The following is a 26669-nucleotide window of genomic DNA, read 5'->3' as shown; positions in this document are numbered from 1 at the left end:
ACGTCCTGTCGTCGGCGCAATTCATTCCGAAATGTTCAGCAAGATTGCATCGGTGACCCCGGCGAGGAGATACTCCATGACAGATCGGTCAGCGATAATCGAGACCGACAGTGGCACGATAAACGTCGGCTGGTCGACGTTGGATGGGGTTATCGTCCAAGTCTCGGAGAATGGCTCCTTGCACGCACAGATGCATTTCTCCGTCGATCAAGCGGGGGAATTGGCATCGGTACTGCTGTCGGCATGCCGAACGGCAGGATCAGACCTCCAAGCCGCCGAACCCCACGTGGCAGACGAACTGATCGCACTGGCGGAGCGGTTTCGAACGGATCAGAAAAATATCACACCTGCGGACATGCGAATTGCCGCCGGCTATATGGAACTTCTTCTCAAGTTCGACGCGGGCAACGCGCTCGGAGCACGAGAGGCGTAGTCCCACTGCCGTATCAGATCTGGGATGATCGACGCGGGCTGCGGCCTTCCAAAGAGATACCCTTGACCATGATCGCATCCGAGGGCCGCAACGATGCCTTCGGTCTCCGCATCTTCAATGCCTTCCGCCACGACGCTTAAACCAAGCTCATGCGCAAGATGAGTGACTGCGCGGACGACCGCGCGGGCTTTTCGGCTGGTCTTCAATTCCTTCACGAACGACATGTCGATTTTGATCTCATCGAGAGGAAATTGCGACATGTGGGATAGTGAGGCGTATCCCGTTCCAAAATCATCCAGAGAGACTGAGAACCCTGACTCTCGAAGGCGATTCAGAACAGAGCAGATGTGATTGTCCGTATCGCCAATGACTACATCCTCGGTAATCTCCAGCTTGATCTAATCCGCGCACACTGCGCGGGCGGAAGTCTCTCTTGAGAGGAATTCAACGAAGTTTGCGTTCTGTAACTGATCGGCAGTGAGATTGACGCTCACCCGAACACTGGGTATCCGATCGCCTTCCCATGCCGACAAATGCTCGATTACGTTGAGCATCACCGCCTGAGAGACTGCCGTGCCCAGGTGCCGGTCTTTCAAGACGGGGAGGAAGTGGGCGGGGGAGATCAGCCCTTTTGTGGGGTGTCGCCAACGCACCAACGCTTCAAGCCCGACCAAAGACTTGTCTTTCAAGCGCACGATCGGCTGGAAATGTGTCTCGAACTCGTTCCTAGCGAGCGCAGCGCGCGTTTCGGTGAACAACGCCGTCCGCTGCTCAATCTCCTCGCGCAGGCTCGTTGTGAAGAAGACGTAGCGGCTGCGTCCCCCCTCCTTGGCTCCATAAAGCGCGAGATCAGCAGCCTTCATGAGAGACTCCGGCGTCCCGGCATCCATCGGGTAGAAGGCAATCCCGATTGAGGCTGCGGATAGCACCTTTTCGCTACCGATCGAGTAGGGCGCACTGAGCAGGGCGAAGACTTCCTCTGCGATAGGAACGACACTCCATGGTCGCGGGACCTCAAGAAGAACGGCGAATTCGTCTCCCCCCATGCGGGCGAGAACCACCGACTGCAAGTGCGACGTAACGGATGAAATGCGCTCGGCGACCTGTCGGAGGATGTGATCGCCCGCGTCGTGCCCGGCCGTGTCGTTTATTTCTTTGAAATTGTCTAGGTCGAGCAGACACAGAGCAAGCGTCGAACCGGCTTGCAATTTGGTGGCCGAACTTTCGATCTTTTCGAGTAGGTAGCGGCGGTTCTTTAGCCCGGTAAGCTCGTCAGTCTCTGCGAGCCTCGTCAGCCTTAGTTCAAGCAGCTTCCTGATCGATATATCCTGATGCGTGATAACGGCTCCCAGGACCTCGGTGCCCAACTTGTTCCGGGGTTGCGCTTGCAGCGGCGTGACCCGCGCCAAAAACCACCGTTGTTCGTCAGGCGAGTGGCAAGGGTATTCGATCTCGAAGCCATGGCACTCCCCGTTCAAGACCTCCCTTATCGCCTTTCTGAATTCAGCCTCTCCTTCACTTTCGCCATCGATGGCCTTGGTAACGACCGGCAGATAGCTTTCCCCGATGTAGGAGTCCTTTCCGCCGTTGCGCTTGGAAAAATTTCGCCGAGCATCGTTCTCAGCGCGGATGATGCCCTCTTGGTCGATGATGCAGATGCTTGCCGTGAGCGCATCAACTATGGATCGCTCCACATGGGTCTCATCGAGCCAGTTCATTTCTCGCATTCTCCAAGTCGAGAACTGCACCTAAGCGCTGGAACGTTAAGAATCGATAGGCAGGGCCGGCAGCGGTGGTTGCCATGGCGGTTCAGCATCGTGAGCATTCGCCGCTTTGGAAGCCCTTCCTTGAACTCGGAAAGGAGGTCTCGAATGGCAGGTTTCGGGACGCGGGCGGACCAAGCTAAACGACCAGGATGGCGTCGATTCCTGCCATTGCGCACCTGTTCCAGGTGCCCGATTCGCACTACCATTTTACGCGGTCTTCCCCATCACCCGCTTTCGTGCCGCGTGCCGCGTGCCGGCGCCCGCGCTGCTGCGCTGGTCTCGTCGCCCTTGTCGCCGGTTGCCACGCGTCGCAGAATGCGTTGCATCGAAATCTCGGGAGCTTTGGCGCGATGGAAGTTGGGTGGTTCGTGGCGATCGTGGTGGGCGGGCTCGCGGGATGGCTGGCCGGCAAGCTGATGGACATGCGCTTCGGCGTGATCATGAACATCATCATCGGCATCGTCGGCGCGGTGATCGGGAACGCGGTGCTGGCGCGGTTCGGGGTGTTCGTGGAGGGCGACTGGCTCGGCTATCTCATCACAGGCTTCATGGGCGCATGCATCCTGCTTTTCGTGGTCAAGCTCGTGCGGCGGTGAGGACGGGGCGGCTCGCCGGCTGACACATGGCTGTCGCAGGGCGGGTCCACCATCTGGGTTGCGAAGCGCGACGCGTGTGGGTTCTTCTGGAACCCGGCGGGGTGGGGTTGCGTTGTTGGGCGGCGGATTTACCGTACAGGCAACCGGAGAAAATGACATGGAAGACGCAGGCGTAGGCTGGATTGCAGCGATCATCATCGGCGGCATCGCCGGATGGCTGGCCGAAAAGTTCATGAAGAGCAACATGGGCGTGCTCATGAACATCATCCTCGGCATAGTCGGCGCGATCATCGCCAATGCCCTGCTGGGTATTTTCGGCGTCGCGCTCGGCGGCTGGATCGGTTACCTCATCGCCGGCTTCATCGGCGCGTGCATCCTGATCGCCATCGCACGCATGTTCCGACGCTGACAGGCGCAGCACCCATGCAGAAATGGCCGCCGTGGCATTCGCCCGGCGGCCTTTCGTTTTGTGCCCGAAGCGCCTAGATATCCCCTGTGCCCCGCAGCCCGGGGCGCGGGAGAACAGCGAGCGGGAGCACAATGGTCACCGTCATCGACACGATAGCGCGTCCGCGCCTTCGCCATCCCGAAAAGGCGCACCGCCCCGACCAGGAGGTGTTGCGCAAGCCGGAATGGATCCGCGTGAAGGCGCCGGTGTCGAAAGGCTATTCCGAGACGCGCGAGATCGTGCGCTCGCACGGGCTGGTCACGGTGTGCGAGGAAGCCGGCTGCCCCAACATCGGCGAGTGCTGGGACAAGAAGCACGCCACCTTCATGATCATGGGCGAGATCTGCACACGCGCCTGCGCGTTCTGCAACGTGGCGACGGGGCGCCCACACGCGCTCGACCGCTCGGAGCCGGAAAGCGTCGCGCGGGCGGTGGCCAAGATGGGACTGAACCACGTCGTGATCACCTCGGTCGACCGCGACGATCTCGACGACGGCGGGGCGCGGCATTTCGCAGAGGTCATCCAAGCCATCCGCGCGGCGGCGCCCGGCACGACGATCGAGATTTTGACGCCGGACTTCCTGCGCAAGGACGGGGCGCTGGAGATCGTGGTCGAAGCCAGGCCCGACGTCTTCAACCACAATCTCGAGACGGTGCCGTCGAACTACCTGACAGTGCGGCCCGGCGCGCGCTACTTCCACTCGATCCGGCTCCTGCAACGGGTGCGGGAACTCGATCCCTCGATCTTCACCAAGTCGGGAATCATGGTGGGGCTGGGCGAAGAGCGCAACGAGGTGCTGCAGCTCATGGACGACCTCAGGGTCGCCGACGTGGATTTCCTGACCATCGGGCAGTATCTGCAGCCGACGAAGAAGCACCATCCGGTGAAGACGTTCGTGACGCCGGATGAGTTCAAGTCCTACGAGGCGGTGGCCTACACCAAGGGTTTCCTGATGGTCTCGGCCTCGCCGCTCACCCGCTCGTCGCACCATGCCGGCGACGATTTCGCGCGGCTGAGGGCGGCGCGGGAAAAGAAGCTCGCATCCGCCGCCTGAGCCGCCCGAACGATGCCGAAACACGAGACCGTCCGCCACGTCCGCCATTCGCCCGAGCGCATGTTCGCGCTGGTGGCCGACATCGAGAAATATCCCCAATTCCTGCCGATGTGCGAGGCGCTGAGCGTGCGCTCGCGCAAGGAGCGCGACGGGGTCGAGGTGATCGTGGCGGACATGACCGTCGGCTACAAGGCGATCCGCGAGACCTTCACCAGCCAGGTGGTCACGCGCATCGGCGAGCTTGCCATCGACGTGAAGTATCTCGACGGGCCGTTCCGCTATCTCGAAAACCGCTGGCGCTTCGAGCCCGATGGGGAGGGCGGCACGAACATCTGCTTCTTCATCGATTACGAGTTCAAGAGCCGGATGCTGGGCATGCTGATGGGCGCCATGTTCGATCGTGCCTTCCGCACCTTTGCCGGTGCGTTCGAGCGGCGCGCGGATGCGATCTACGGCGCACCGGCCGACCGGATCAGCGAGCCGTCAGCTTCGCGAGCATGAGATCGAGCGCGGTGCGGACAGTCTCCTGGCGGATGTGATCGCGGCCTAGGTCTTCGAACCGCCGGCACTCGGCTTCCGGTTCCTCTCCCTTTTTCGCCACACCGAACCAGACCAGGCCCACGGGCTTGTCGGCGCTGCCGCCGCCGGGGCCGGCGACGCCGGTGACGGCGACCGCGATGCCGGCGCGCGAGCGGGCCAAAGCGCCCGCCGCCATCTCGAGGGCCGTCTCGCGGGAGACGGCGCCGTGAGCGTCGAGGGTCGCAGGTGTGACGCCGAGCATCTCCTGCTTGGCCTCGTTGGAATAGGTGACGAAGCCGCGATCCACCACGCTCGACGAGCCGGGAATGTCGGTGAGGGCTGCGGCGATCATGCCGCCGGTGCAGGATTCGGCCGTCGCAAGCATGATGCCCTGACGGTCGCAAGCGGCGAGCACCTGCCGCGCGAGGTCTTCGTGCGGGCTCATGCCGGCAGTCCGCCGGGATAGACGACGGTGGCGGTGGCGATCGCGGCGATGCCTTCGCCGCGCCCGATGAAGCCGAGCTTCTCGTTGGTGGTGGCCTTCACCGAGACCCGGTCGCGGGCGATGCCGAGCATCGCCGCCATGGCATCCACCATGGCCTCGCGGCGCGGGCCGATCTTCGGGGCCTCGCAAATCAGGGTCACGTCGGCATTGGCGATGCGCCCGCCGCGGGCGCGCACGAGGCCGGCGGCGTGCTCGACGAACAGGCGCGAGGCCGCTCCCTTCCACTGCGGATCGGAGGGAGGGAAGTGGGTTCCGATGTCGCCGGCGCCGCAGGTTGCAAGCAGCGCGTCGGTCAGCGCGTGCAGGCCGACGTCGGCGTCGGAATGGCCGAGGAGCCGGCGGTCGTGCACGATTTCGACGCCGCACAAGGTGACGTGGTCGCCCGGCGCGAAGCAGTGCACGTCGTAGCCGTTTCCGGTCCGCACGTCGGGGAAGGATGCCGACGCTCCGTTCAGCCTTTCGTCCGCCATGGCGATGTCCCTCGCATAGGTGAGTTTCACGTTGCCGGCCGCGCCTTCCACGATCTTCACCGGAATGCCGGACCATTCGGCGATCGCGGCGTCGTCGGTGAAGTCGAGGAGGCCGTCGGCGCAGGCCTTCTCGTGCGCGGCGAGGATGGCGTCGAAGGCAAAGCCCTGCGGGGTCTGCGCAGTATGGAGGCCGGTGCGCGGGACGGTGGCCTCGACGAGCCCCGCGCCATCCGCGCGCTTGACGGTGTCGGAGACGGGCAGGGCGGGCAGGACGCCATCGTGGTCACCGAGCGCGGCGACGACGCGGCCGATCAGGTCCGGATCGACGAAGGGGCGTACGCCGTCGTGGATCAGGACGCTTGCCGGGCGGCGGTCGGCCAGCGCCCGCAGCGCGCGCAGCGTCGAATCCTGTCGGGTCGGACCGCCGGTGACCAGGACGATCCGGTCGTCGATCGGGCCGACGGCTTCGCGGCAGAGTGCCTCGTCGTCGGCGTGGATGGCGACGACGATGTCGCCGATCGCGGGGTGCCGTCGAAAAGCCTCGAGGGTGTGGGAGAGCACCGCGCGGCCGCCGATGCGGCGGTACTGCTTGGGACCGTTCTCCTGGCCGGCGCGCGCGCCGCGACCGGCGGCCACGATAACCACTGCGACGCTTTTGGTCTGGGAGTCCGGTCCGGTCATGGGTATACCTCGCCCGTTCGTGTCCTGGCGACGCGTCTAGCCCAGGCGGGTCCGGAATGGCCAGACATTTGTATAAGTGGAGTTTTTGCGTCGTTTTTGCGTTGCAACAACTCCGCAGGATGGCTAATAGATAAGCACATTCAGGTGCTGCGCGGTTTTTGTGCATGTTGGAGTTTGAAAAGCTGGCCGAAGCACTCGATATCGGCGGCGCGGTGATCCGCAACCGGGTCTTCCTGGCGCCGCTCTCGGGGATCACCGATCGTGCGTTCCGCAGCCGTGCATACATGCACGGCGCCGGCATGGTTGTGTCGGAGATGGTGGCGAGCGGCGAACTGGCGCGCGGACGGGTGGATTCGCAGCGGCGGATCGGCCGCTCGGGCGCGGCGCTGCACGTGGTGCAGCTCGCCGGGCGCGACGCGCGCTGGATGGCCGAGGGCGCGCGCATCGCCGTGGGCGAGGGAGCCGACATCGTCGACATCAACATGGGGTGCCCGGCCAAGAAGGTGACGGGTGGCTATTGCGGGTCGGCGCTGATGCGCGACCTCGACCTCGCCGAGAGCCTCATCGCTGCCGTCGTGGGCGCGGTCGAGGTTCCCGTGACGGTGAAGATGCGGCTCGGATGGGACGAGACGGAGCTGGTCGCGCCGGAACTGGCGTGCCGCGCCGAGCAGGCCGGCGTGCGCATGGTGACGGTGCACGGGCGCACGCGCTGCCAGTTCTACAAGGGGCAGGCGGACTGGAAGGCCATCGCGGCTGTGAAACAGGCGGTCGGCATTCCGGTGGTCGCGAACGGGGACATCCTTTCGGCGGAGGACGCGCGCCGGGCGCTGGCGCAGTCGGGCGCCGACGCCGTCATGATCGGCCGGGCGCATTGCGGGGCGCCCTGGGTGGCGGGCGAAATCGCGGCGGAGGCCGCCGGTACGGTCGCGCCGGGGGTGCCGAGCACGCCGGAGGCGCTCGCCGACTATGTCCAGGCGCACTACGAGGACATGCTGTCGCTCTATGGCGTGGAGCCAGGGGTGCGGCATGCGCGAAAACATCTTGGCTGGTATCTCGACCGCCATGCGGGCGACGTTTCGGCAGCCGACCGCCGCGCCGTGATGACGTCGACCGACCCGAAGCAGGTGACGGCGCATCTGCGCGCTGCGCTGCTTGCCGGTGGCGATGCGGGGAACGCATCGCAGTTTCTGGGCAAAGCAGCATGAGCGCCGACACGATGTCGAAACCGGCGGGCGCAGATGCGGCGCAGATGGTGCTGAACACGATCCGGCATCCGGTCGTCATGGTCGATGGCGAGGGGCGCATAACCTACGCCAATGCCGACGCGGAGGATTTCTTCCGGTCGAGCGCGTCGATCCTGGCGCGAAACGCGATCGACCACTTCGTGCCGTTCGGCAGCCCGCTGCTGACGCTGATCGAGCAGGTGCGCGAGCGCCAGTCGCCGGTGAACGAGTACCGCGTCGACATTTCCTCTCCAAGGATCGGCTCCGACAAGCTGGTGGACATCTATGTCGCGCCTGTCGCCGAGCTTGCCGGGTCGGTCGTGATCATGTTCCAGGAGCGATCCATGGCCGACAAGATCGACCGGCAGATGACGCACCGGGGTGCCGCCCGCTCCGTGACGGGCCTCGCAGCCATGCTTGCGCACGAGATCAAGAACCCGTTGTCGGGCATCCGCGGCGCGGCGCAACTGCTCGAGAGCGCGGTCTCGGACGAGGACCGCGCGCTGACGCGGCTGATCACCGACGAGACCGACCGCATCGTCGCTCTGGTCGACAGGATGGAGGTGTTTTCGGACGAGCGGCCGATCGACCGAGATCCGGTCAACATCCACGTCGTGCTCGACCACGTTAAAGCGATCGCGCGCACCGGCTTTGCAAACCGCATTCGGATCGTCGAAGACTACGATCCCTCGCTGCCGCCGGTGCTGGGAAACCGCGACCAGCTCGTGCAGGTGTTCCTCAACCTGGTGAAGAACGCGGCGGAGGCGATCTCGGGCGATCCGGCCGGCGAGATCACGCTATCCACGGCGTTCCGGCCCGGCATACGGCTTTCGGTGCCGGGGACGCAGGATCGCGTCTCGCTGCCGCTCCAGTTCTGCGTGCACGACAATGGCGGCGGCGTTCCCGAGGACATCAGGCCGATCCTGTTCGATCCCTTCATCACCACCAAGCCGAACGGCTCGGGTCTCGGCCTTGCGCTCGTCGCCAAGATCGTCGGCGAACACGGCGGGGTGATCGAATGCGATTCCTCGCCGCGCGGAACGACCTTCCGCATCCTCATGCCCGCCTGGAAGGACGATCCCGTTCGGCCCGGCTACGAGATCGATGGAGACGAGACCCGATGAACCGCGGCAGCATCCTCGTTGCGGACGACGACGCGGCGATAAGGACGGTCCTGAACCAGGCCCTGTCGCGGGTGGGTCATGACGTGCGCGTGACATCGAACGCCGCCACGCTGTGGCGCTGGGTCGCGGCGGGCGATGGCGACCTGGTCATCACCGACGTGGTGATGCCGGACGAGAACGCCTTCGACATGCTGCCGCGCATCAAGAAGGCGCGCCCGCATCTGCCGGTGATCGTCATGAGCGCGCAGAACACCTTCATGACGGCGATCCGCGCGTCGGAGAAGGGGGCCTACGAATACCTGCCCAAGCCCTTCGACCTCACCGAGCTCCTGAACATCGTCAACCGGGCTCTGTCGGAGCCGAAACGCACCTCGTCGGAGCAGCGCAGCGAGGAGCAGCCCGAATCGATGCCGCTGGTCGGACGCTCGGCCGCGATGCAGGACATCTACCGGATGCTCGCGCGCATGATGCAGACCGATCTGACGGTGATGATCACCGGCGAATCGGGCACCGGGAAGGAACTGGTGGCGCGCGCCCTGCACGAATACGGCCGGCGCCGCAACGGGCCGTTCGTGGCGATCAATATGGCCGCGATCCCGCGCGACCTGATCGAATCGGAACTCTTCGGGCACGAGAAGGGCGCCTTTACCGGCGCCCAGAACCGTTCCACCGGGCGATTCGAGCAGGCGGAGGGCGGCACGCTGTTCCTCGACGAGATCGGCGACATGCCGATGGAAGCGCAGACGCGGCTGCTGCGCGTGCTCCAGCAGGGCGAATACACCACCGTCGGCGGCCGCACGCCGATCAAGACCGACGTGCGCATCGTCGCGGCGACGAACAAGGACCTGCGCACGCTGATCAACCAGGGGCTCTTCCGTGAGGACCTGTTCTACCGGCTGAACGTGGTTCCGCTTCGCCTGCCCGCCCTTCGCGAACGCTCCGAAGACGTCCCGGACCTCGTCCGGCACTTCTTCATCCAGGTCGAGGCCGAGGGGCTGCAGGCCAAGCGCATCTCGACGGCCGGGCTCGACCTGATGAAGCGCTATTCCTGGCCGGGCAACGTGCGGGAACTTGAAAACCTCGTCCGGCGCCTGGCCGCGCTGTATCCACAGGACGAGATTTCGGCCGAGATCATCGAATCCGAACTCCAGACCTCCGACCGGCCATCCTCGCCGCCCAACGGCGTGATGATGCCGGAGGACCTGACCATCGGCCAGGCGATGGAGCATTATCTTCAGCGCTACTTCGCCTCCTTCGGCGACGAGTTGCCGCCGGCCGGGCTCTACCAGCGCATCCTCGAGGAAGTGGAATATCCGCTGGTGCTGGCCTCCATGACGGCCACACGTGGCAACCAGATCAGGGCGGCCGAACTGCTCGGCCTGAACCGCAACACGCTGCGCAAGAAGATCCGCGAACTCGGCGTCAACGTCTACCGGACGTCGCGCACCTCCTGATTCTCACAAGAAAGTCATCCCTGACGGACGTGGCGGCCATTCGTGCCGTCCGCCTTCTACTCCGTCCCAGACCGGTTGCGATCTTCGAAGAGGCTGTTTAGGCGGGCTCCGAGAACGCCGACTGAAAATGGCTGCATCGCCGTTTTGTTGCAGAAAAGCCACAATGCGTTGCACAATAGCCACGTACGATTCGGAGTGGCACCGCGCCTATGGCAGCACATACCGATATGGCCGACGGGGCCGGGGGGGACCCGCCGGAGGAGGCTGCGTCCGCCGAAGGGCGCCGGCATTCGGTGCTGCCTGGGATGATGACGGTGATCGCGGCGCTCGTCTGCGCCGCCGTCTCCTTCGTCATCCTCGTCGGGCTCGGCCCGATCGCGCCGACCAACGAGGTGATGCTGACGCTGATCGGCATCAACGTCGCGCTGATCCTCCTCCTGGTCTTCCTGATCGGCCGCGAAGTGCAGCAGATCGCGCTGGCGCGGCGGCGCGGCAAGGCGGCCTCGCGGCTGCACGTGCGCATCGTGACGCTGTTCTCGCTGATCGCGGCGGTGCCGGCCATCATCATCGCCATCGTGGCGTCGATCACGCTCGACATCGGGCTCGACCGCTGGTTCGAGGTGAAGACCAAGGCGATCGTCAGTTCGTCGCTGTCGATCGCTGAGGCCTATATCCAGGAAAACGCGCGCAACCTTCAGGGCACTACGCTGTCGATGGCGATCGACCTCGATCAGCGGCGCTCGCTTTACGGGCTCGACCGCATCGGTTTCCAGGCGCTCCTGACCCAGCAGGCGGTGGGCCGTGCGCTCGCCCACGCCGCGCTGATCGACGCTAACGGCAATTTCATCATGCAGGCCGAGACGCCCGCCGATTTCGACATGCCGGAGGCGCCGGCCGGCGCCGTGGAGGAAGCCGCGGACGGACGGCCTGTGCTGATCGAGCCGCGCACCCGCAACATCGTCGGCGCCATCATCCGCCTGCGCGAGATCGAGGACGTCTATCTCTACACGATCCGGCTGGTGGACCCCGAGGTGATCCGGGCGCGGCAGATCGTGCGGGCCAACGCGGACGACTACGGCGCGCTCGAAGACAGCCGCACGACGGTGCAGGTCGCGTTCGCCTTAATCTATCTGGGGTTGACGCTGATCATCATCCTGTCGGCGATCTGGACTGGCATCGCGGTGGCCGACAGGCTGGTGCGGCCGATTCGCCGCCTGATCGGCGCGGCGGACGAGGTCGCGACGGGAAACCTCGACGTGTCGGTTCCGGTCCGCAATTCCGACGGCGACGTGGCCTCGCTCAGCGACACGTTCAACAAGATGCTGCTGCAGCTGAAGTCGCAGCGCAACGAGATCCTCTCGACCAAGGACCAGATCGACGAGCGGCGGCGTTTTTCGGAGGCCGTGCTGGCGGGCGTCAGTGCCGGCATCGTAGGCGTCGACGCAGACGGCATGATCACCATCGTCAACCGGTCGGCCGAGACCATGCTCGGGATCCGGGCGACGAGTTCGGAAGGCGAGCGCCTGTCGTCGATCCTGCCGCACATCGGACGGGTGTTCGAGGTGTCGCGCTCCTCGGGCAGGGCGGTGCATCGCGAGCAGGTCGCCTTCAGCCGCGGCGGCGTGGAGCGCACCTTCAACGTCCAGGTGACGATCGAGGAGGGCGACAAGAAATCCGAACTGCCGTCCTACGTCGTCACCATCGACGACATCACCGACCTGGTGCAGGCGCAGCGATCCTCGGCATGGGCGGACGTGGCACGGCGCATCGCCCACGAGATCAAGAACCCGCTGACGCCGATCCAGCTTTCGGCGGAACGCATCCGCCGGCGCTATGGCAAGGTGATCACCGAGGACCGTGGGGTCTTCGACCAGTGCGTCGACACGATCATCCGCCAGGTCGGGGACATCGGACGCATGGTCGACGAATTCTCCGCCTTCGCGCGCATGCCCAAGCCCGCGATGGAACCGATGGATCTGCGCGAGGCGCTGCGGGAGGCGTCGTTCCTGGTCGAGGTCGGCAATTCCGACGTGGAGTTCCGCAGGGCCTTCGGCAGCGAGCCCCTCGTTGGCCGGTTCGACAGCCGGCTGATGAGCCAGGCCTTCGGCAACCTGATCAAGAACGCCTCCGAGGCGATCGAATCGAACGAGACGAAGGACGGGCAGTCCGGCGTCATCATGATCGCGGCCTCGCGAAAGGACGACTGGATCACCGTGGACGTGGTGGACAACGGCAAAGGGCTGCCGGCCGAAAACCGGCAGAAACTGCTCGAGCCCTACATGACCACGCGGGCGAAGGGTACGGGGCTCGGTCTCGCTATCGTCAAGAAGATCATCGAGGATCACGGAGGTCGGCTGGAGCTCCACGATGCTCCGGCCGACTTCTTCGGGGGGAAGGGGGCATTGATCCGCGTGATCCTGCCGGCTTCCGAGGGCGGGTCCGCCGCCGAACTCCCGGACACCACGGCAAAGCAGGAAGAGAAGGTTCAAAATGGCGTCTGACATTCTTGTCGTCGACGACGAGGAGGACATCAGGGAACTCGTCGCGGGTATCCTGAGCGACGAAGGGCATGAGACCCGCACAGCCTTCGACAGCGACAGCGCGCTGGCGTCGATCGCGGAGCGCGTGCCCCGGCTGATCCTGCTCGACATCTGGCTGCAAGGATCGCGGCTGGACGGACTGGCGCTTCTGGACGAGATCAAGACGATCCACCCGAACGTGCCCGTCGTCATGATCTCGGGCCACGGCACGGTCGAGACCGCTGTCTCCGCGATCAAGCGCGGCGCCTACGATTTCATCGAGAAGCCGTTCAAGACCGACCGGCTGATCCTCATCTGCGAGCGGGCGCTGGAAACCTCGAAGCTGCGGCGCGAGGTGACGGAACTCAAGAAGCGCACTGCCGACACGTTCGACCTGATCGGCAATTCGGCGGCAATGAACCATCTGCGTCATTCGATCGAGAAGATCGCGCCGACCAACAGCCGGGTGATGGTCATCGGCCCCTCGGGTTCGGGCAAGGAAGCGGCGGCGCGCGCCATCCATGCGCTCTCGGCGCGCAAGGACGCGCCGTTCGTGTCGATGAACGCGGCATCGATCACGCCCGACCGGATGGAGATCGAGCTGTTCGGCACCGAGCCGAACGGGGCCGAACGCAAGGTCGGGGCGCTGGAAGAGGCGCATCGCGGGACGCTCTATCTCGACGAGGTGGCCGACATGCCGCGCGAGACGCAGAACAAGATCCTGCGCGTGCTGGTCGACCAGCAGTTCGAGCGGGTCGGCGGGGCCAAGCGCGTGAAGGTCGACGTCAGGATCATCTCCTCCACGGCGCAGAACCTCGAGGCGATGATCGCGGAGGGTCGATTCCGCGAGGACCTCTATCACCGGCTCGCCGTTGTTCCGGTGATCGTGCCGGCGCTGTCGGAACGGCGCGAGGACATTCCGTACCTCGTCGACCACTTCATGAAGCAGGTCGTGCGCCAGTCGGGCATCCGGAACCGGCGCATCGGAGACGACGTGCTGGCCGTGCTGCAGGCGCACAACTGGCCGGGCAACGTCCGCCAGCTGCGCAACAACGTCGAGCGGCTGATGATCCTGTCGCGCGGCGACGACGTGGACGCTCCGATCACGACCAACCTCCTGCCGGCGGAGATCGGCGACGTGATGCCGCGCGCGCCCAACCAGTCGGACCAGCACATCATGGCCCTGCCGCTGCGCGAGGCGCGCGAGATGTTCGAGAAGGAATATCTGATCGCCCAGATCAACCGTTTCGGCGGCAACATCTCGCGCACGGCCGAGTTCGTTGGTATGGAACGGTCCGCCTTGCACAGGAAGCTGAAGTCGCTCGGCGTTTGACGGATCGGAGCAGCAAGGAATGCGCGTGATCATTTGCGGTGCCGGCCAGGTCGGCTACGGCATCGCCGAGCGGCTCGCCGCCGAACAGAACGACGTTTCCGTCATCGATACATCGCCGGAACTGGTACGCACGATCCGCGACCAGCTCGACGTGCGCGGCTTCGTCGGGCACGGCGCGCATCCGGACGTGCTGGAGATGGCGGGTGCCCAGCAGGCCGACATGTTCATCGCCGTGACGCTCTACGACGAGGTCAACATGACGGCGTGCCAGGTGGCGCACTCGCTGTTCAATATCCCCACCAAGATCGCGCGCATCCGGGCGCAGTCCTATCTGTTGCCGCACTACCAGAACCTGTTCTCGCGCGAGAACCTGCCGATCGACGTGATCATCTCGCCCGAGATCGAAGTCGGCGAGATGGTGCTGCGGCGCATCGCCCTGCCGGGCGCCACCGACGTCGTGCGCTTCGCCGACGACCAGGTGGCGATGGTGGCGATCGAGTGCCTGGAGGAATGCCCGGTCATCAACACGCCGCTGTCGCAGCTCTCGGACCTCTTCCCGGACCTGCCCTCGACCGTGGTCGGCGTGTGGCGCAACGGACGGCTGTTCATCCCGCATTCGGCCGACCAGCTGGTCGCGGGCGACCTCGCCTACGTGGTGACGCGCAAGGACCAGGTGCGGCGCACGCTCGGCCTCTTCGGACACGAGGAATCGGAGGCGCTGCGCATCGTGATCGCCGGCGGCGGCAACATCGGGCTCTACGTCGCCAAGGCGCTGGAGGCGCGGCAGACCCGCACCAAGGTGAAGATCATCGAGGATACGCGCGAGCGCGCGGTGACGATCGCCGACAAGCTGCGCCGCACCGTCGTGCTGCACGGCAGCGCGCTGGACCAGAAGCTGCTCCTGGAGGCCGACATCCAGGACGCCGACCTGATGGTGGCGTTGACCAACAACGACCAGGTGAACATCCTGTCGAGCGTGATGTCGAAGCGGCTCGGCTGCAAGTCCAACCTGGTCCTGATCAACAATCCGACCTATCACGACTTCACCAAGACACTCGGCATCGACGCGCACGTCAACCCGCGCTCCGTGACGATTTCGCGCGTGCTCCAGCACGTGCGGCGCGGGCGCATCCGGGCGGTCCACAGCGTGCAGCGGGGTGCTGCCGAGATCATCGAGGCAGAGGCGCTGGAAACCTCGCCGCTGGTCGGATCGCCGTTGCGCGATCTCGACCTTCCCGACGGCATGCGGCTCGGCATCGTCTATCGCGACGGACAGGTGATCAAGCCGAGCGGCTCGCTGCTCATCCGCCCCGGCGACCGGGTGGTGATCTTCGCCATGGCGAACGCGGTGCGCCAGGTCGAACAGATGTTCCGCGTCAGTCTCGAGTTCTTCTAGAAGCGCGCCGGTCGGAGCCGAGGGGACAATGCCGAGAATTTCCTACGTGAACGGGCGCTACGTGCGCCATGCCGAGGCCGCGGTGCACATCGAGGACCGCGGCTACCAGTTCGCCGACGGCGTCTACGAGGTGTGCGAGGTGGCGCGCGGCTTCATCGTGGACATGAAGGGGCATCTCGACCGGCTCGATCGGTCGCTGCGGGAACTGGCGATGGACTGGCCGCTCGGCCGCAAGGCGCTGGAGGTTATCATTCGCGAGGTGGTGGCGCGCAACCGGGTGCGCGACGGCCTTGTCTATCTCCAGGTGACGCGCGGCGTTGCCCCGCGCGACTTCCTGTTTCCCAAGGATACCGCGCCGTCTCTCGTCGTCACGGCGCGCAAGGTCGATCCCGCCGTTGGTGCCAAGCGGGCCGGAACCGGCATCAAGGTGATCACCGTGCCGGAAAACCGCTGGGACCGCGTCGACGTCAAGACGGTGGGCCTCCTGCCCAACGTACTGGCCAAGCAGGCGGCCAGGGACGCGGGCGCGCAGGAGGCGTGGTTCGTCGACACCGACGGCATGGTGAAGGAGGGCGGATCCTCGAATGCCTGGATCGTCACGAAGGATGGCCGTCTCGTCACCAGGCCGGCCGACCACGGCATCCTGCGGGGCATCACCCGCACAACGCTGTTCGAGGTCGCCGCCAAGCTCGGCCTCGCGATCGAGGAGCGCGGCTTCACGGTCGCGGAGGCGAAGGACGCCCGGGAAGCCTTCATCAGTTCGGCGACGACCATCGCGATGCCGGTGGTCGAGATCGACGGCCATGTGATCGCTAACGGCCACCCGGGTTCGGTGGTACTTTCGCTGCGCGAGGCTTTTTTTGACGTTGCGGAAAAAAGCCAAGCCTGATAACCGCATTGAGGGGGAGTGGGGCGAGCTATTGCGCCAACCCTTCCGAGGTGGGTAGTTTTTCGTACATTTGGAACGGGCGTTTACGTGTTGACGCCGTCGTGTACGGGGGACGGGGAACGGCGAAAGAAAAGAAAAATGGCGGAACGTTCGCAGAATCTTCAGGATCTGTTCCTGAATTCAGTACGCAAGAGCAAGAATCCTCTTACGATCTTCCTGATCAATGGTGTGAAGCTTACGGGCGTGGTGACATCGTTCGACAATTTCTGTGTTCTCCTGCGCCGCGACGGGCACTCGCAGCTCGTCTACAAGCATGCCATTTCCACCATCATGCCGAGCCAGCCGGTTCAGATGTTCGATGGCGAGGAAAGCAGCCGGGAAAGCTGATTGGACGCTAGCAATCCGGGCGGGCGCCAGCAGGGGGCGAAGGACCGGCAGGCCGACGAGGCACTGAAGGGCAAGACGGCGCGCGCCGCGATCGTCGTGCCCGTGCTGCCGCGATTTTCCCGCGAGGACGACGAGAGCAAGGCCCGTCCGCGGCTGTCGCGGTCTCCCGAAGCGCGCTTCGCGGAGGCGATCGGGCTTGCAAGGGCGATCGATCTCGATCCGGTCTACACGGAAATCGTGACGGTGAACGTGCCGCGTCCGGCGACGCTTCTTGGAACCGGCAAGATCGAGGAACTGGCCGAACACATCAAGCAGGCGGAAGCGTCGCTGGTCATCATCGACCATCCGCTGACCCCCGTGCAGCAGCGCAACCTCGAAAAGGCGCTGAACGCCAAGGTGCTGGACCGCACCGGCATCATCCTGGAAATCTTTGGCGAACGGGCGCGCACCAAGGAAGGCGCGCTGCAGGTGGAACTCGCCCATCTGAACTACCAGAAGGGCCGCCTCGTGCGCAGCTGGACGCACCTTGAACGCCAGCGCGGCGGCGCGGGGTTCCTTGGCGGTCCCGGCGAAACCCAGATCGAGGCCGACCGGCGCATCCTGCAGGACAAGATCACCAAGCTGAAGCGCGAGCTCGAAACCGTGCGGCGCACGCGCGAACTGCACCGCTCCAAGCGCCGCAAGGTTCCGTTCCCGGTGGTGGCGATCGTGGGCTACACCAATGCCGGCAAGTCGACGCTGTTCAACCGGCTGACCGGCGCCGAGGTGCTGGCCGAGAACATGCTCTTCGCCACGCTCGACCCGACCCTGCGTCGTGTGCGGCTGCCGCATGGCACGATCGTCATCCTGTCCGACACCGTCGGCTTCATCTCCGACTTGCCGACGCATCTGGTGGCAGCGTTCCGGGCAACGCTGGAAGAAGTGGTCGAGGCCGATCTCGTCATCCACCTGCGCGACATTTCCGATCCGGACACGGCCGCGCAGGCCGAGGACGTCGAGCGGATTCTCTCCGACCTCGGCGTCGACACCGCGCCCGACGGCAAGGTGGTTGAGGTCTGGAACAAGATCGATCAGCTGGACGCGCAAAACCGCGAGCGGCTGATGCAGCAGGCTGCGCGCGACCCGCAGGCGCCGCCCGTGGCGGTGTCGGCGATCAGCGGGGAGGGGCTGGAAAACCTTCTCGCCATCGTGGAAAGCCGCGTCTCGGGGGATCTGGAGACGATGACGGTGCAGGTCCCGCCGGACGGCCTGCGCCACCTCGACTGGATCTACCGGAACGCCGAGATCATCACGCGCAAGGACCTCGATGACGGCGGCGCGGAACTGACGATCCGCGTCACGCGCGCAACACGCGCCGAACTGGAAAGCCGGCTAACGACCGCTGGGCCGGCGCCGGAGTAGCGATACTACTCGGCCGCTTTCGCGCGCTGCCAGAGATCTTCCATCTCATCGAGCGAGGCGTCTTCGAGACGGCTTCCGGACGCGTTCAGCGCCCGTTCGATGTAGTGGAAGCGGCGGCGGAACTTTGCGTTCGTCCCGTGGAGCGCCGTCTCGCCGTCGATGCCGGCGTGACGGCCGAAATTGACCAGCGCGAAGAGCACGTCGCCGAACTCGTCCTGCGTGGACGCCTGGTCGCCGTCGGCGATCGCCTTACGCAGTTCTGCGATCTCCTCCTCGATCTTGTCGAGGATGGGTCCGGCCTCCTTCCAGTCGAAACCGACCTTCGCCGCGCGCTCCTGGAGCTTCTTCGCACGAACGAGCGCCGGCAGCCCGACCGGCACGCTGTCGAGGAAACCGTCGCCGCTGTCTTCGGCCGACAGGCCGCGGGCGAGGCGCCTCTGGCGCTTCTCGGCCTTCTCCTCGGCCTTGATGCTGTCCCACATTCCCTTCGCGGACCCGGCCGCGCGCGCCTCGGCGTTGCCGAACACGTGCGGATGTCGGCGAATCATCTTGGTGGTGATGGCATCGACGACGTCGCCGAATGAGAACTCACCGGCCTCCTCGGCCATGCGCGCGTGGAAGACGACCTGGAGCAGGAGGTCACCCAGTTCCTCGCGCAGGTCGTCCATGTCGCCGCGCTCAATCGCGTCCGCGACCTCGTAGGCTTCCTCCAGAGTATAGGGCGCTATGGTGGCAAAGTCCTGCTCCAGGTCCCACGGGCATCCGGTGCCGGGGGTGCGCAGGGCGGTCATGATTTCAAGAAGGCGGGAGATGTAGGGGGAGGGGAGCATGGCCGAGCCTAGCGCGGTGGCAGTCCGGTTCCAAGCCGCGTCTTCAAGCGGCGGCGTCGTTCCCACGCGCAGAGGCCGCACTGTCCTCGATGCCGATGCGGATCTTTTCCATCAGCTTCAGGAGTTGCGCCCTTTCGGATTCGGTCAGGCTGCCGCGGACGAGATCGTCGCTTTCGCGCACCACCGGGATGGCTGCGTCGAGGATCTGCTTGCCGCGTTCGGTGATCCAGATCGCGCGGACGCGGCGATCGTTGGCGAGCGGACGCCGCTCCAGCAGGCCGTCGCGTTCGAGCCGGTCGATCATCGGAACGAGCGTGGACTTGTCCAGCCCGCGCGCTTTGGCCAGCAAGGTCTGGCGGGCGCCGGGGTTGCGCTCGACGACGACCAGGAGCGCGAATTGCTGCGGGGTTATGCCGACTTTTTCCAGCTGGTCCTCGACCCTCCGGAACACCGCGAGATACGTAACACGCAGTTCGCGCCCCATGAGCCCGAGAAGCATGCCCTGATCCAGGGAAGGCGCCTCGTCGTCGTCGGCAATACCGCTGTCACCGCTCGTCAGCATCCATTCCAGCCTGCTATTTGGTATATCAAATGGATAGACGCATGAGCGCCATCCATTCAAGTCGAGAACTCGTCTGGCCTAAAATAGTTTCAGGGCAGATGTGCCGAACCTGCCCGCCAAAATTGCAACTGCACGTCTCGTGCCCGGAAACACGGCCGGGACTTTGCGGCGGCGCTTTCGCGTGCAAGTCTGTGGCGATTTCAGGTCGGCCAGAGGCATGCGACTCACCCGATTTCACGTCCGATTCGTCCTACTCGTCATCTTTCTGCTCGTTCCGGCCACGCTGGGGTTCGACGCGGCTTTCGCGCATGCGTCGGATCGCGGATACGTCATGCTTCTGCCGACGGGATATTACCTTCTGGGCGGAGCCGTCGCCGTAGCGCTCAGTTTTCTCGTGCTTTTCTTCATCGACCCGCGTTCGCTCGACCGGCTGGCCCAATCGCGGGCGACCATCGCGCGGATGCCGAGGAGCGGTGTGCCGGTGTCGAGTTCGGCGTCGTTCCTCGTGCTGGCCGGCCTCGTGGCGGCAGGGTTCTGGGGCAGTCGCGACCCGCTGTCGAACCCGTTGCCGCTGATGGTCTGGACCGTGCTTTGGGTGGCGATCGTGCTGGCGCAGGGGCTGTTTGGCGACCTGTGGCGCTGGATCAATCCCTGGTACGGGCCCTGGCGTCTCCTGGTGCTGGCCGCAGGCAGGGGGGAGACGGGATGGCTGGCCTATCCGGAAAAGCTCGGCCGCTGGCCGGCCTTCGTCGGACTGGCATGCTTCGCGTGGTTCGAACTGGTCTATCCGGCACCCGACGACCCTGCACGGCTCGCCGCGATCGTCGCGGTCTACTGGGCCGGTACGTTCGTGCTGATGGTGCTTTTCGGCTTCGACCGGTGGAGCCGGGACGGCGAGTTCCTGACCGTCTTCCTGCGCATGATCTCCCGGATCGGGATCCTCGCCAGCGAAGGGCTGCCGGGTCCAAAGGAACTGCGCCTCAATCTTCCGGGCGCCCGGCTGGCGGAGCAGCCTTCGCTGCCGGTTGCCGGAACGGCGTTCCTGCTGCTGGCACTCGCCTCGGTTTCCTTCGACGGGCTGATGCGGACCTTTTCCTGGTTGGGCATGATCGGCATCAATCCGCTGGAGTTTCCCGGCCGCAGCGCGGTCATGACGGCCAACACGCTCGGCCTGACCGCGACGTTCTGCGTACTCGGCGCCGGGTTCTTCCTTGCGGTCGCCTCGGGCGAGCGGCTGGCGGGGCGAAAGGGTTCGGCGGTGGAGGCCGCTGGCGCGCTCGTCTGGTCGATCATGCCGATCGCGCTCGCCTACCATTTCTCGCACTACCTGACGTCACTGGCGGTGAACGGGCAATACGCGCTTGCCGCGATCTCCGATCCGTTCTCCAACGGCTGGAACCTCTTCGGCACGGCCGGATACCACGTGTCGGCGGGGACGGTGCTCGGCGCCGAGTCGGCCTGGGTGATCTGGAACCTTCAGGCGACCGCCATCATCGCCGGACACGTGCTTGCGGTGGTGAGCGCGCATGTGATCGCCTGGCGGCGGCACGGATCGGCCCGGCTGGCGACGATCAGCCAGATGCCGCTCGCCGTGCTGATGGTCGCCTATACGGTGTTCGGCCTGTGGCTGCTCTCGACGCCCACCGGCTACTGAGCGAGCGCCTTTCGGCCGCCCGTGTCTTCCCCAGCGGCAGTTCCTGTTGCCACGGTCGGGCATTGATGATTTAGTTTGTACACATGCAAAATCTCGTGCCACGGCGGCGGCGCGAAAGGCAGTGCTTCGGTCGAATTACAACGAACACACAGGGGAACCGGCATGACTGAAAACAGCAACAAAACCAGTTTCTTGCGGAAGTCCATCAACCGCCGCTCCGCCCTCGTCGGCATCGGCGCGGCCGCCGGCGCGACGCTGGCGCCGGGCTTCGTGCGCTATTCGCAGGCGCAGTCGTCGGAGCCGATCAGGATCGGCTTCCAGTGCCACCGCACCGGCATCGGCGCCGCCTATGGCCGCTGGTACGAACGCGTCACCAACGCCGCGGCCAAGCGGATCAACGATGCCGGCGGGATCAACGGCCGGCCCATCGAGATCATCATCGAGGACGACGGCACCGACCCCAAGCGGGGTGCCGAGGTGGTGGAGAAGTTCGCCAGCCAGCACAAGACGGACGTCGTCTTCGGCACGCTGTTCAGCCACGTGGTCGCCGGCTCCGCCCCGGTCGCGGGCGAACTGAAGATGCCGTACTACGTGGTGAGCGAGGGCTACCACGTCGCCTCGGGCAAGCTGAACCGCTACGTCTTCCAGCCCGGCATCACCGACGTACGCTCGCAGGTGACGGCCATGGCGCCGTGGATTTCGCAGAACCTCGGCAAGAAAGTCACGATGATCTACCCGGACTACGCGTTCGGCCACGACCACCGCGACTTCTTCACGCCAGCCATGAAGAACGCCGGCGGGGAGGTGATCGCGCAGGTGCCGATCCCGCCGACGGAAAGCTCGTTCACGCGCTACTTCCCGAACATCCCGCACGACACCGAGGTGCTCTACCACGTCATGGTGGGGCCGGCCGTGCTCACCTTCGTGAAGGAGCTCGGCGAGTTCTACGGACCGACGGCGCCGAAACTGTTCGGGTTCGTCGATTCTCTGGAGGCTGTGGACATCAACAGCCCGGGCCTGGAGTTCCTCCAGGGCAGCCATTTCTGGGAAGGCATGCCGCGCTACCTGCAACCGGACGCACCGGATTATGTGAAGGCCTATCGCGACGCGGTCGGCATCAACGAACAGGGCGCCTCCGTCGACGATCCGAAGGACGTCTCGACGGCCGCGCACATGTTCGGCTGCTGGGAGACGCTTTACATCATCAAGCAGGCGATGGAAGCGGCCGGCTATGCCGGGCCGGACGATCGGGCCAAGCTGATCGAGGCAACCGAGGCACTGACCGAATTCCCGGCCGGCCCGGAGCACCCGCAGGGCGACAAGATCTTCAACGGCAAGAACCACCAGACCTACGGCCACCAGAACATCTCGCTGGTGGAAGGCGGCATGCTGAAGGTGGTGCACACCTCGTCGATCGAAGACGGGATGTACGAGCCGGAGGCGGACTACACGACGCAGCCGCTCTGAGCGAGGCGAGGGATCGCCTTTCAGGTACTGACGAGGTATATACGTCGTCAGTACCGATAGCGGGAGACTGTCATGGCGAAGGAAGCGGTTTTCACGATGAAGCTGGAGCCGGAGCTGCGCGACGCCTTTATGGCCGAAGCGGAGGCGGTCGATCGTCCGGCGTCGCAGATCGTCCGCGAGTTGATGCGGGACTACGTGGAGAAACGACGCCACGATCGTGGTTATCGCGACTTCGTCGCGAGAAAAGTCGAGATTGCAAGACGGTCCATGGACGCGGAGCGGGGGCGGTCAGGCGAGGATGTGGAAAGATCGTTTGCGGAGCGCGCCGCCGTTTGGTCACGCCGGATCAGTGAGAATGATGAGTGAAGTTGATCTGGACGCCAGAGGCGGAAAAAGATCGACTGGACGTGCTCGACTACATTGCTGTGGACGATCCGGCCGCCGCTCTTCGGATGAACAGGGTTTTTCAGCTCGCGGCCGAACGAGCTGCAACCTTTCCGATGGCAGCGCGAGCAGGCGATGTCCCGGGAACGCGTGAATTGATTCCGCATCCCCATTACCGACTAGTGTACCAGATCAAGGGCGAAGCCGTCTGGATTCTCGGCATCATCCACACTGCGCGGCAGTGGCCGCCGGCGGGCGACGGGACGTCCTGATGGCGCTCGGTCCGCATCTCCTGCTCGCCACCCTCGAAGGGCTCGTCACCTCGGCCGTGCTGGCGCTGATGGCGCTAGGGCTGTCGCTGGTGTTCGGCGTGATGCGCATCGTCAACGTGGCGCATGGCGAGTTTTTCATGCTGGGCGCGGTGCTGGCCTGGTTCTTCTCCACGATGGTCACCGGCAATCCGGCGCTCGGGTTCCTGCTGGCGCTGTTGCTCAGCCCGCTGGTGGTGGGCGCGGTGGCGCTGGTGTCGGAACGGCTGGTGCTGAAGCGGCTGAACTACGATCCCGAGGCGACGATCGTCGCCACGATCGGCCTTCTCTACATCATCCAGCAGCTGGCGCTGACCTTCTACGGCCCCGAGGCGCGGCCGGTACAGGCGCCGTTCAACTACCGTGTCGTCCTGCCCTGGTTCGGCTATTCGGGCTACAAGCTGGCGGTGATCGGCGCCTCGGCGGTGCTGGTGGCTGCGACCTGGTTCGTGCTGACCAAGACGCGCATTGGGCTCGTCATGCGGGCGACGCAGTACGACCGCGAGACGGCGCAGAATTTCGGCATTCCGGTCGACCGGGTCTATGCCGGTGTGTTCGCGCTCGGCGCGGTGCTGGCCGCCGTGGCAGCCGTGCTGGTCGTGCCGATCAGCCAGGCGCACTACCTGATGGGGCTTGACCCGCTTTTGTTGTCCTTCATCGTGGTCATCATCGGCGGGCTCGGATCGCTGCGCGGCACCGTGCTCGCTGCGGTTCTGATCGGCGTGTCGGACGGCGTGATCTCCGTCTTCTTCTCGCCGACGCTGGCCAAGATGATCGCCACGCTGGCGGTCGCGATGGTGCTCGTCTTCAGGCCGCAAGGCCTGTTCGGAACCGCGCCGCGATGATGGCGGGGGCGGGGACACGGGCGGTGCTGCTGCATCTCGGCGTCATCGCCGTTCTCGTCCTGTTGCAGTTCGTCCTGCCCGAATACCACCGGGGGGTCATGTCGCGGGTGCTGGTGCTCGCGGTCTTCGCGATGGGCTACAATCTGCTGTTCGGTTATGCCGGGCTGCTCAGCCTCGGGCACGCCATGTTCTTTTCGGCCGGTCTCTACGGTGCCGGGCTGGCGCTCTATTACCTCGACTGGGGGATCGTTGCCGGGTTCGCGACGGGCCTCGCCTGCGGGCTGGTGCTGGCACTGGTGGTCGGCCTGCTGGCGCTGCGCACGACGGGTGTCGCCTTCATGATCGTGACGCTGATGTTCTCGCAGGTGTTCTATCTCACCACGCTCTATTTCACGCAGTGGACGCGGGGGGAGGAGGGTTTGGTGCTCGGGCCGGAGATGCGGACGGTCGCGTCGGCTGCCTTCACGCTTGAACTCTGGGACCCGACCGTCCGCTATTTCGCGGCTCTGGCGCTCTTTTCGGTGGTGCTTCTGGCGACCATGGCCATCGCGCGGGCGCCGTTCGGCAGGGTGCTGGTGGCGATCCGCGAGAACGAGGAGCGCATGCGCATGCTGGGTTACGACGTCCAGCGCAACAAGCTGTCGGCCATGGTGCTGTCGGGCCTGTTCTGCGCCGCTTCGGGGGCGGCGTACGCGCTGCTCTTCGGATATGTCGGTTCCACCTTCGCCTCGATCCAGTACTCGATCCTGCCGCTGCTGTGGGTGCTTCTGGGAGGAGCGGCGACGACGCTTGGGCCGCTGCTCGGGACGCTCTTCATGTTCTACGTGATCGACGTGACGTCCGGCTACACCTCGGCCTGGCTGTTGATCGTCGGCGTGGCATTGATCCTGCTGGTGCTGTTCTTTCCCAAGGGCGTGCTCGGCACGGTGCGCGAACGGTGGCTGCCATGGCTGCCGTGACGCCGCTGCTCGTCACGCGCGGGCTGACGCGCCGCTTCGGCGGGCTTACCGCGGTCGACCATGTCGATTTCGAACTGCCGGCCGGCCAGATCCGGGCGGTGATCGGCCCGAACGGGGCGGGCAAGACGACCTTCGTCAGCCTCGTCTGCGGCCGGATCATGCCGACGTGCGGCGAGGTGGTCTTCGACGGCGAGAACATCACCGCGCTGCCGGCACACGAACGGGTGCGGCGCGGCATCGCCTATACGTTCCAGATCACCTCGGTGTTTCCCAACCTCACCGTTTTCGACAACGTCGCGCTGTCGGTGCAGCGCAGCCTGATCGACGGCAAGACCGGCGGCGGTGGCCGCTTCTCCGGCAAGGAGCTGTCGCGCGGGGTGGAGGAGGCGCTGGCGCGGGTGCATCTTTCCGACCGCACGGACATGCCGGCCGGCAAGCTCGCCTACGGCCATCAGCGGCTGCTGGAAGTGGCGATGGGGCTGGCGCTGAAGCCGCGCCTGCTGATCCTCGACGAACCGACGCAGGGGCTGTCGGACGCGGAGATCGAAAGCTTCATCGCGCTGGTGAAGGAGATCGCGCGGGACGCGACCGTGCTCCTGATCGAGCACAACATGCCGGTGGTGATGGCGCTGGCCGACCGGATCACCGTCATGAGCACCGGAGCCGTGCTGGCGGAAGGCACGCCGGACGAGATCCGCGCCGACCCGCACGTGCAGCACGCCTATCTGGGATCGCCCGAAGATGCCTGACGCGCTGACGATCAATGGCATCAACTGCTTCTATGGCGACGTTCAGGTGTTGCGCGATTTCTCGCTCGACCTGCGCAAGGGCGAGGTACTGTGCCTTCTGGGGCGCAACGGGGCGGGCAAGACGACGGCGCTGAAGGCCATCATGGGGCTGGTGCCGGTGCGCTCGGGCGCAATCCTGCTCGGCGCGACCGACATTTCGCGGTTGCCTGCACACGAGGTGCCGAAGGCAGGCGTCGCCTACGTGCCGCAGGGACGGCGGCTGTTTTCAGAACTCACGGTGGCGGAAAATATCGAGATCGGGCTTATGGCGCGCGGCAAGGGTGCTGCCACGCGCAAGGACGTTCTCGACCTCTTTCCGGTGCTGAGGGACCGGCTCTCGCAGCGCTCCGGGACGCTTTCGGGCGGCGAACAGCAGATGCTGGCGATGGCGCGGGCGCTCTGCCTGGAACCGGACGTGCTGCTGCTGGACGAGCCGACGGAGGGATTGATGCCTTCCATGATCGCGCGGATCCGCGAGACGGTGACGGCGCTGCGCGCGCGCGGCGTCTCGACCATCCTGGTCGAGCAGCGGGTGGACGCCGTTCTGCCGGTCGCCGACCGCGTCGCCTTTGTGGAAAACGGGCGCAACCGCAGGACCGTGGACGTCGCGGAACTGAAGGACGACCCGGCGATGGTCCGCCACTATGTGGGGGTGGGCTGAGGCGGCACAGCG

General features: G+C 65.2%; 27 protein-coding genes and 1 pseudogene. 22 read left to right on the top strand and 6 right to left on the bottom strand.

The features are described from left to right. Positions 1-76: 76 nt before the first annotated feature. Positions 77-433 (top strand): hypothetical protein, encoded by a 357-nt coding sequence (locus tag BSQ44_RS26895; RefSeq protein ID WP_157894603.1) that lies wholly within the window; start codon positions 77-79, stop codon positions 431-433. On the opposite strand, the pseudogene BSQ44_RS15265 reads toward BSQ44_RS26895, so the two are convergent. Next, positions 373-2151, bottom strand: a pseudogene (locus BSQ44_RS15265) (putative bifunctional diguanylate cyclase/phosphodiesterase). The gene BSQ44_RS26895 and the pseudogene BSQ44_RS15265 overlap by 61 nt on opposite strands. Before the next feature lie 398 nt (positions 2152-2549). On the opposite strand from BSQ44_RS15265, the gene BSQ44_RS15260 reads away from it, so the two are divergent. The 4 genes from BSQ44_RS15260 (at position 2550) to BSQ44_RS15245 (ending at position 4799) form a co-directional block, all read left to right on the top strand. Further along, a complete protein-coding gene (locus tag BSQ44_RS15260) occupies positions 2550-2795 on the top strand; it encodes a GlsB/YeaQ/YmgE family stress response membrane protein (protein WP_072605656.1) in 246 nt (81 codons plus the stop codon). 157 nt (positions 2796-2952) lie between these two features. Next, positions 2953-3204 (top strand): GlsB/YeaQ/YmgE family stress response membrane protein, encoded by a 252-nt coding sequence (locus BSQ44_RS15255; protein WP_072605654.1) that lies wholly within the window; start codon positions 2953-2955, stop codon positions 3202-3204. A 131-nt stretch (positions 3205-3335) separates the two neighbouring features. Further along, on the top strand, positions 3336-4298 hold the full coding sequence (lipA, locus tag BSQ44_RS15250; protein WP_072605652.1) for a lipoyl synthase: 963 nt from the start codon (positions 3336-3338) through the stop codon (positions 4296-4298). 12 nt (positions 4299-4310) lie between these two features. Beyond that, positions 4311-4799: a type II toxin-antitoxin system RatA family toxin gene (locus BSQ44_RS15245; RefSeq protein WP_072605650.1), complete on the top strand. Its 489-nt coding sequence runs from the start codon at positions 4311-4313 to the stop codon at positions 4797-4799. Here BSQ44_RS15245 and BSQ44_RS15240 read toward each other — a convergent pair. Both BSQ44_RS15240 and BSQ44_RS15235 read right to left on the bottom strand, forming a co-directional pair. Beyond that, positions 4771-5262 (bottom strand): CinA family protein, encoded by a 492-nt coding sequence (locus BSQ44_RS15240; protein ID WP_072605648.1) that lies wholly within the window; start codon positions 5260-5262, stop codon positions 4771-4773. The two genes, BSQ44_RS15245 and BSQ44_RS15240, sit on opposite strands and share 29 nt — an antisense overlap. Then, positions 5259-6473, bottom strand: a complete 1215-nt coding sequence (locus tag BSQ44_RS15235) for a bifunctional 2-C-methyl-D-erythritol 4-phosphate cytidylyltransferase/2-C-methyl-D-erythritol 2,4-cyclodiphosphate synthase (RefSeq protein WP_072605646.1) — start codon at positions 6471-6473, stop codon at positions 5259-5261. The genes BSQ44_RS15240 and BSQ44_RS15235 overlap by 4 nt, the downstream gene beginning before the upstream one ends. Positions 6474-6637: 164 nt before the next feature. Here BSQ44_RS15235 and dusB point away from each other — a divergent pair, with 164 nt between their 5' ends. From dusB to hflX, 9 genes are all read left to right on the top strand, one after another. Beyond that, positions 6638-7678 carry a tRNA dihydrouridine synthase DusB gene (gene dusB / locus BSQ44_RS15230; protein WP_072605644.1) on the top strand — a complete coding sequence of 347 codons (1041 nt, stop codon included), beginning with the start codon at positions 6638-6640 and terminating at the stop codon, positions 7676-7678. After that, the gene (locus BSQ44_RS15225; protein WP_072605642.1) at positions 7675-8820 is read left to right on the top strand and encodes a two-component system sensor histidine kinase NtrB; all 1146 of its coding nucleotides are present in this window, start codon (positions 7675-7677) and stop codon (positions 8818-8820) included. Before dusB ends, BSQ44_RS15225 begins: the two co-directional genes overlap by 4 nt. Further along, positions 8817-10274 carry a nitrogen regulation protein NR(I) gene (gene ntrC, locus BSQ44_RS15220; protein WP_072605640.1) on the top strand — a complete coding sequence of 486 codons (1458 nt, stop codon included), beginning with the start codon at positions 8817-8819 and terminating at the stop codon, positions 10272-10274. The genes BSQ44_RS15225 and ntrC overlap by 4 nt, the downstream gene beginning before the upstream one ends. Positions 10275-10501: 227 nt before the next feature. Further along, positions 10502-12775 carry a sensor histidine kinase NtrY-like gene (locus BSQ44_RS15215; RefSeq protein ID WP_072605638.1) on the top strand — a complete coding sequence of 758 codons (2274 nt, stop codon included), beginning with the start codon at positions 10502-10504 and terminating at the stop codon, positions 12773-12775. Next, on the top strand, positions 12765-14126 hold the full coding sequence (ntrX, locus tag BSQ44_RS15210; RefSeq protein WP_072605636.1) for a nitrogen assimilation response regulator NtrX: 1362 nt from the start codon (positions 12765-12767) through the stop codon (positions 14124-14126). The genes BSQ44_RS15215 and ntrX overlap by 11 nt, the downstream gene beginning before the upstream one ends. 19 nt (positions 14127-14145) lie before the next feature. Further along, on the top strand, positions 14146-15522 hold the full coding sequence (gene trkA, locus BSQ44_RS15205; RefSeq protein WP_072605634.1) for a Trk system potassium transporter TrkA: 1377 nt from the start codon (positions 14146-14148) through the stop codon (positions 15520-15522). A 28-nt stretch (positions 15523-15550) separates the two neighbouring features. Further along, on the top strand, positions 15551-16411 hold the full coding sequence (locus BSQ44_RS15200) for a D-amino-acid transaminase (protein WP_072605632.1): 861 nt from the start codon (positions 15551-15553) through the stop codon (positions 16409-16411). Between the two features lie 138 nt (positions 16412-16549). After that, a complete protein-coding gene (hfq, locus tag BSQ44_RS15195; protein WP_072605630.1) occupies positions 16550-16798 on the top strand; it encodes an RNA chaperone Hfq in 249 nt (82 codons plus the stop codon). Next, positions 16799-18199: a GTPase HflX gene (gene hflX, locus BSQ44_RS15190; RefSeq protein WP_072605628.1), complete on the top strand. Its 1401-nt coding sequence runs from the start codon at positions 16799-16801 to the stop codon at positions 18197-18199. It begins immediately after the preceding gene. Between the two features lie 5 nt (positions 18200-18204). Here hflX and mazG read toward each other — a convergent pair whose 3' ends face one another. Further along, positions 18205-19029 carry a nucleoside triphosphate pyrophosphohydrolase gene (gene mazG / locus BSQ44_RS15185; RefSeq protein WP_072605626.1) on the bottom strand — a complete coding sequence of 275 codons (825 nt, stop codon included), beginning with the start codon at positions 19027-19029 and terminating at the stop codon, positions 18205-18207. A gap of 43 nt (positions 19030-19072) precedes the next feature. Next, on the bottom strand, positions 19073-19591 hold the full coding sequence (locus BSQ44_RS15180; RefSeq protein WP_072605624.1) for a MarR family winged helix-turn-helix transcriptional regulator: 519 nt from the start codon (positions 19589-19591) through the stop codon (positions 19073-19075). A gap of 217 nt (positions 19592-19808) precedes the next feature. On the opposite strand from BSQ44_RS15180, the gene BSQ44_RS15175 reads away from it, so the two are divergent. Next, positions 19809-21245, top strand: coding sequence for a hypothetical protein (locus BSQ44_RS15175; protein WP_072605622.1), 1437 nt, complete (start codon positions 19809-19811; stop codon positions 21243-21245). Here BSQ44_RS15175 and BSQ44_RS27170 read toward each other — a convergent pair. Further along, positions 21239-21451 carry a hypothetical protein gene (locus BSQ44_RS27170; protein WP_162276724.1) on the bottom strand — a complete coding sequence of 71 codons (213 nt, stop codon included), beginning with the start codon at positions 21449-21451 and terminating at the stop codon, positions 21239-21241. The two genes, BSQ44_RS15175 and BSQ44_RS27170, sit on opposite strands and share 7 nt — an antisense overlap. On the opposite strand from BSQ44_RS27170, the gene BSQ44_RS15170 reads away from it, so the two are divergent. The 7 genes from BSQ44_RS15170 (at position 21408) to BSQ44_RS15140 (ending at position 26657) form a co-directional block, all read left to right on the top strand. Continuing rightward, positions 21408-22712, top strand: coding sequence for an ABC transporter substrate-binding protein (locus BSQ44_RS15170; RefSeq protein WP_072605620.1), 1305 nt, complete (start codon positions 21408-21410; stop codon positions 22710-22712). The genes BSQ44_RS27170 and BSQ44_RS15170 overlap by 44 nt on opposite strands. A gap of 72 nt (positions 22713-22784) precedes the next feature. Next, complete coding sequence (locus BSQ44_RS15165; RefSeq protein ID WP_072605618.1) at positions 22785-23078, top strand: antitoxin of toxin-antitoxin stability system; 294 nt, start codon at positions 22785-22787, stop codon at positions 23076-23078. Next, the gene (locus BSQ44_RS15160; protein ID WP_072605616.1) at positions 23075-23368 is read left to right on the top strand and encodes a type II toxin-antitoxin system RelE/ParE family toxin; all 294 of its coding nucleotides are present in this window, start codon (positions 23075-23077) and stop codon (positions 23366-23368) included. The genes BSQ44_RS15165 and BSQ44_RS15160 overlap by 4 nt, the downstream gene beginning before the upstream one ends. Further along, positions 23368-24249 carry a branched-chain amino acid ABC transporter permease gene (locus BSQ44_RS15155; protein ID WP_072605614.1) on the top strand — a complete coding sequence of 294 codons (882 nt, stop codon included), beginning with the start codon at positions 23368-23370 and terminating at the stop codon, positions 24247-24249. Before BSQ44_RS15160 ends, BSQ44_RS15155 begins: the two co-directional genes overlap by 1 nt. Then, positions 24249-25208 (top strand): branched-chain amino acid ABC transporter permease, encoded by a 960-nt coding sequence (locus tag BSQ44_RS15150; protein WP_114580075.1) that lies wholly within the window; start codon positions 24249-24251, stop codon positions 25206-25208. Before BSQ44_RS15155 ends, BSQ44_RS15150 begins: the two co-directional genes overlap by 1 nt. Then, a complete protein-coding gene (locus tag BSQ44_RS15145; RefSeq protein WP_072608093.1) occupies positions 25205-25957 on the top strand; it encodes an ABC transporter ATP-binding protein in 753 nt (250 codons plus the stop codon). The genes BSQ44_RS15150 and BSQ44_RS15145 overlap by 4 nt, the downstream gene beginning before the upstream one ends. Then, on the top strand, positions 25950-26657 hold the full coding sequence (locus BSQ44_RS15140; RefSeq protein ID WP_072605610.1) for an ABC transporter ATP-binding protein: 708 nt from the start codon (positions 25950-25952) through the stop codon (positions 26655-26657). The genes BSQ44_RS15145 and BSQ44_RS15140 overlap by 8 nt, the downstream gene beginning before the upstream one ends. Positions 26658-26669 lie beyond the last annotated feature (12 nt).

This window comes from Aquibium oceanicum (assembly GCF_001889605.1).
Lineage (GTDB): Bacteria > Pseudomonadota > Alphaproteobacteria > Rhizobiales > Rhizobiaceae > Aquibium > Aquibium oceanicum.
Note: the sequence above shows the minus strand (reverse complement) of the source record. Positions and strands in the feature narration are given on the sequence as shown.

Excerpts from the sequence above, each read along its gene's own strand:
- BSQ44_RS15225 (WP_072605642.1), top strand. The coding sequence starts at position 7,675 with ATGAGCGCCGACACGATGTCGAAACCGGCGGGCGCAGATGCGGCGCAG.
- BSQ44_RS15240 (WP_072605648.1), bottom strand. The coding sequence starts at position 5,262 with ATGAGCCCGCACGAAGACCTCGCGCGGCAGGTGCTCGCCGCTTGCGAC.
- BSQ44_RS15155 (WP_072605614.1), top strand. The coding sequence starts at position 23,368 with ATGGCGCTCGGTCCGCATCTCCTGCTCGCCACCCTCGAAGGGCTCGTC.
- BSQ44_RS15170 (WP_072605620.1), top strand. The coding sequence starts at position 21,408 with ATGACTGAAAACAGCAACAAAACCAGTTTCTTGCGGAAGTCCATCAAC.
- BSQ44_RS15255 (WP_072605654.1), top strand. The coding sequence starts at position 2,953 with ATGGAAGACGCAGGCGTAGGCTGGATTGCAGCGATCATCATCGGCGGC.
- BSQ44_RS15215 (WP_072605638.1), top strand. The coding sequence starts at position 10,502 with ATGGCCGACGGGGCCGGGGGGGACCCGCCGGAGGAGGCTGCGTCCGCC.
- BSQ44_RS15200 (WP_072605632.1), top strand. The coding sequence starts at position 15,551 with ATGCCGAGAATTTCCTACGTGAACGGGCGCTACGTGCGCCATGCCGAG.
- BSQ44_RS15165 (WP_072605618.1), top strand. The coding sequence starts at position 22,785 with ATGGCGAAGGAAGCGGTTTTCACGATGAAGCTGGAGCCGGAGCTGCGC.
- BSQ44_RS15235 (WP_072605646.1), bottom strand. The coding sequence starts at position 6,473 with ATGACCGGACCGGACTCCCAGACCAAAAGCGTCGCAGTGGTTATCGTG.
- BSQ44_RS15140 (WP_072605610.1), top strand. The coding sequence starts at position 25,950 with ATGCCTGACGCGCTGACGATCAATGGCATCAACTGCTTCTATGGCGAC.
- BSQ44_RS15245 (WP_072605650.1), top strand. The coding sequence starts at position 4,311 with ATGCCGAAACACGAGACCGTCCGCCACGTCCGCCATTCGCCCGAGCGC.
- dusB (WP_072605644.1), top strand. The coding sequence starts at position 6,638 with ATGTTGGAGTTTGAAAAGCTGGCCGAAGCACTCGATATCGGCGGCGCG.
- trkA (WP_072605634.1), top strand. The coding sequence starts at position 14,146 with ATGCGCGTGATCATTTGCGGTGCCGGCCAGGTCGGCTACGGCATCGCC.
- hfq (WP_072605630.1), top strand. The coding sequence starts at position 16,550 with ATGGCGGAACGTTCGCAGAATCTTCAGGATCTGTTCCTGAATTCAGTA.
- mazG (WP_072605626.1), bottom strand. The coding sequence starts at position 19,029 with ATGCTCCCCTCCCCCTACATCTCCCGCCTTCTTGAAATCATGACCGCC.
- BSQ44_RS26895 (WP_157894603.1), top strand. The coding sequence starts at position 77 with ATGACAGATCGGTCAGCGATAATCGAGACCGACAGTGGCACGATAAAC.
- BSQ44_RS15180 (WP_072605624.1), bottom strand. The coding sequence starts at position 19,591 with ATGCTGACGAGCGGTGACAGCGGTATTGCCGACGACGACGAGGCGCCT.
- ntrX (WP_072605636.1), top strand. The coding sequence starts at position 12,765 with ATGGCGTCTGACATTCTTGTCGTCGACGACGAGGAGGACATCAGGGAA.
- BSQ44_RS15150 (WP_114580075.1), top strand. The coding sequence starts at position 24,249 with ATGGCGGGGGCGGGGACACGGGCGGTGCTGCTGCATCTCGGCGTCATC.
- BSQ44_RS15260 (WP_072605656.1), top strand. The coding sequence starts at position 2,550 with ATGGAAGTTGGGTGGTTCGTGGCGATCGTGGTGGGCGGGCTCGCGGGA.
- ntrC (WP_072605640.1), top strand. The coding sequence starts at position 8,817 with ATGAACCGCGGCAGCATCCTCGTTGCGGACGACGACGCGGCGATAAGG.
- lipA (WP_072605652.1), top strand. The coding sequence starts at position 3,336 with ATGGTCACCGTCATCGACACGATAGCGCGTCCGCGCCTTCGCCATCCC.
- BSQ44_RS15175 (WP_072605622.1), top strand. The coding sequence starts at position 19,809 with ATGCGACTCACCCGATTTCACGTCCGATTCGTCCTACTCGTCATCTTT.
- BSQ44_RS27170 (WP_162276724.1), bottom strand. The coding sequence starts at position 21,451 with ATGGACTTCCGCAAGAAACTGGTTTTGTTGCTGTTTTCAGTCATGCCG.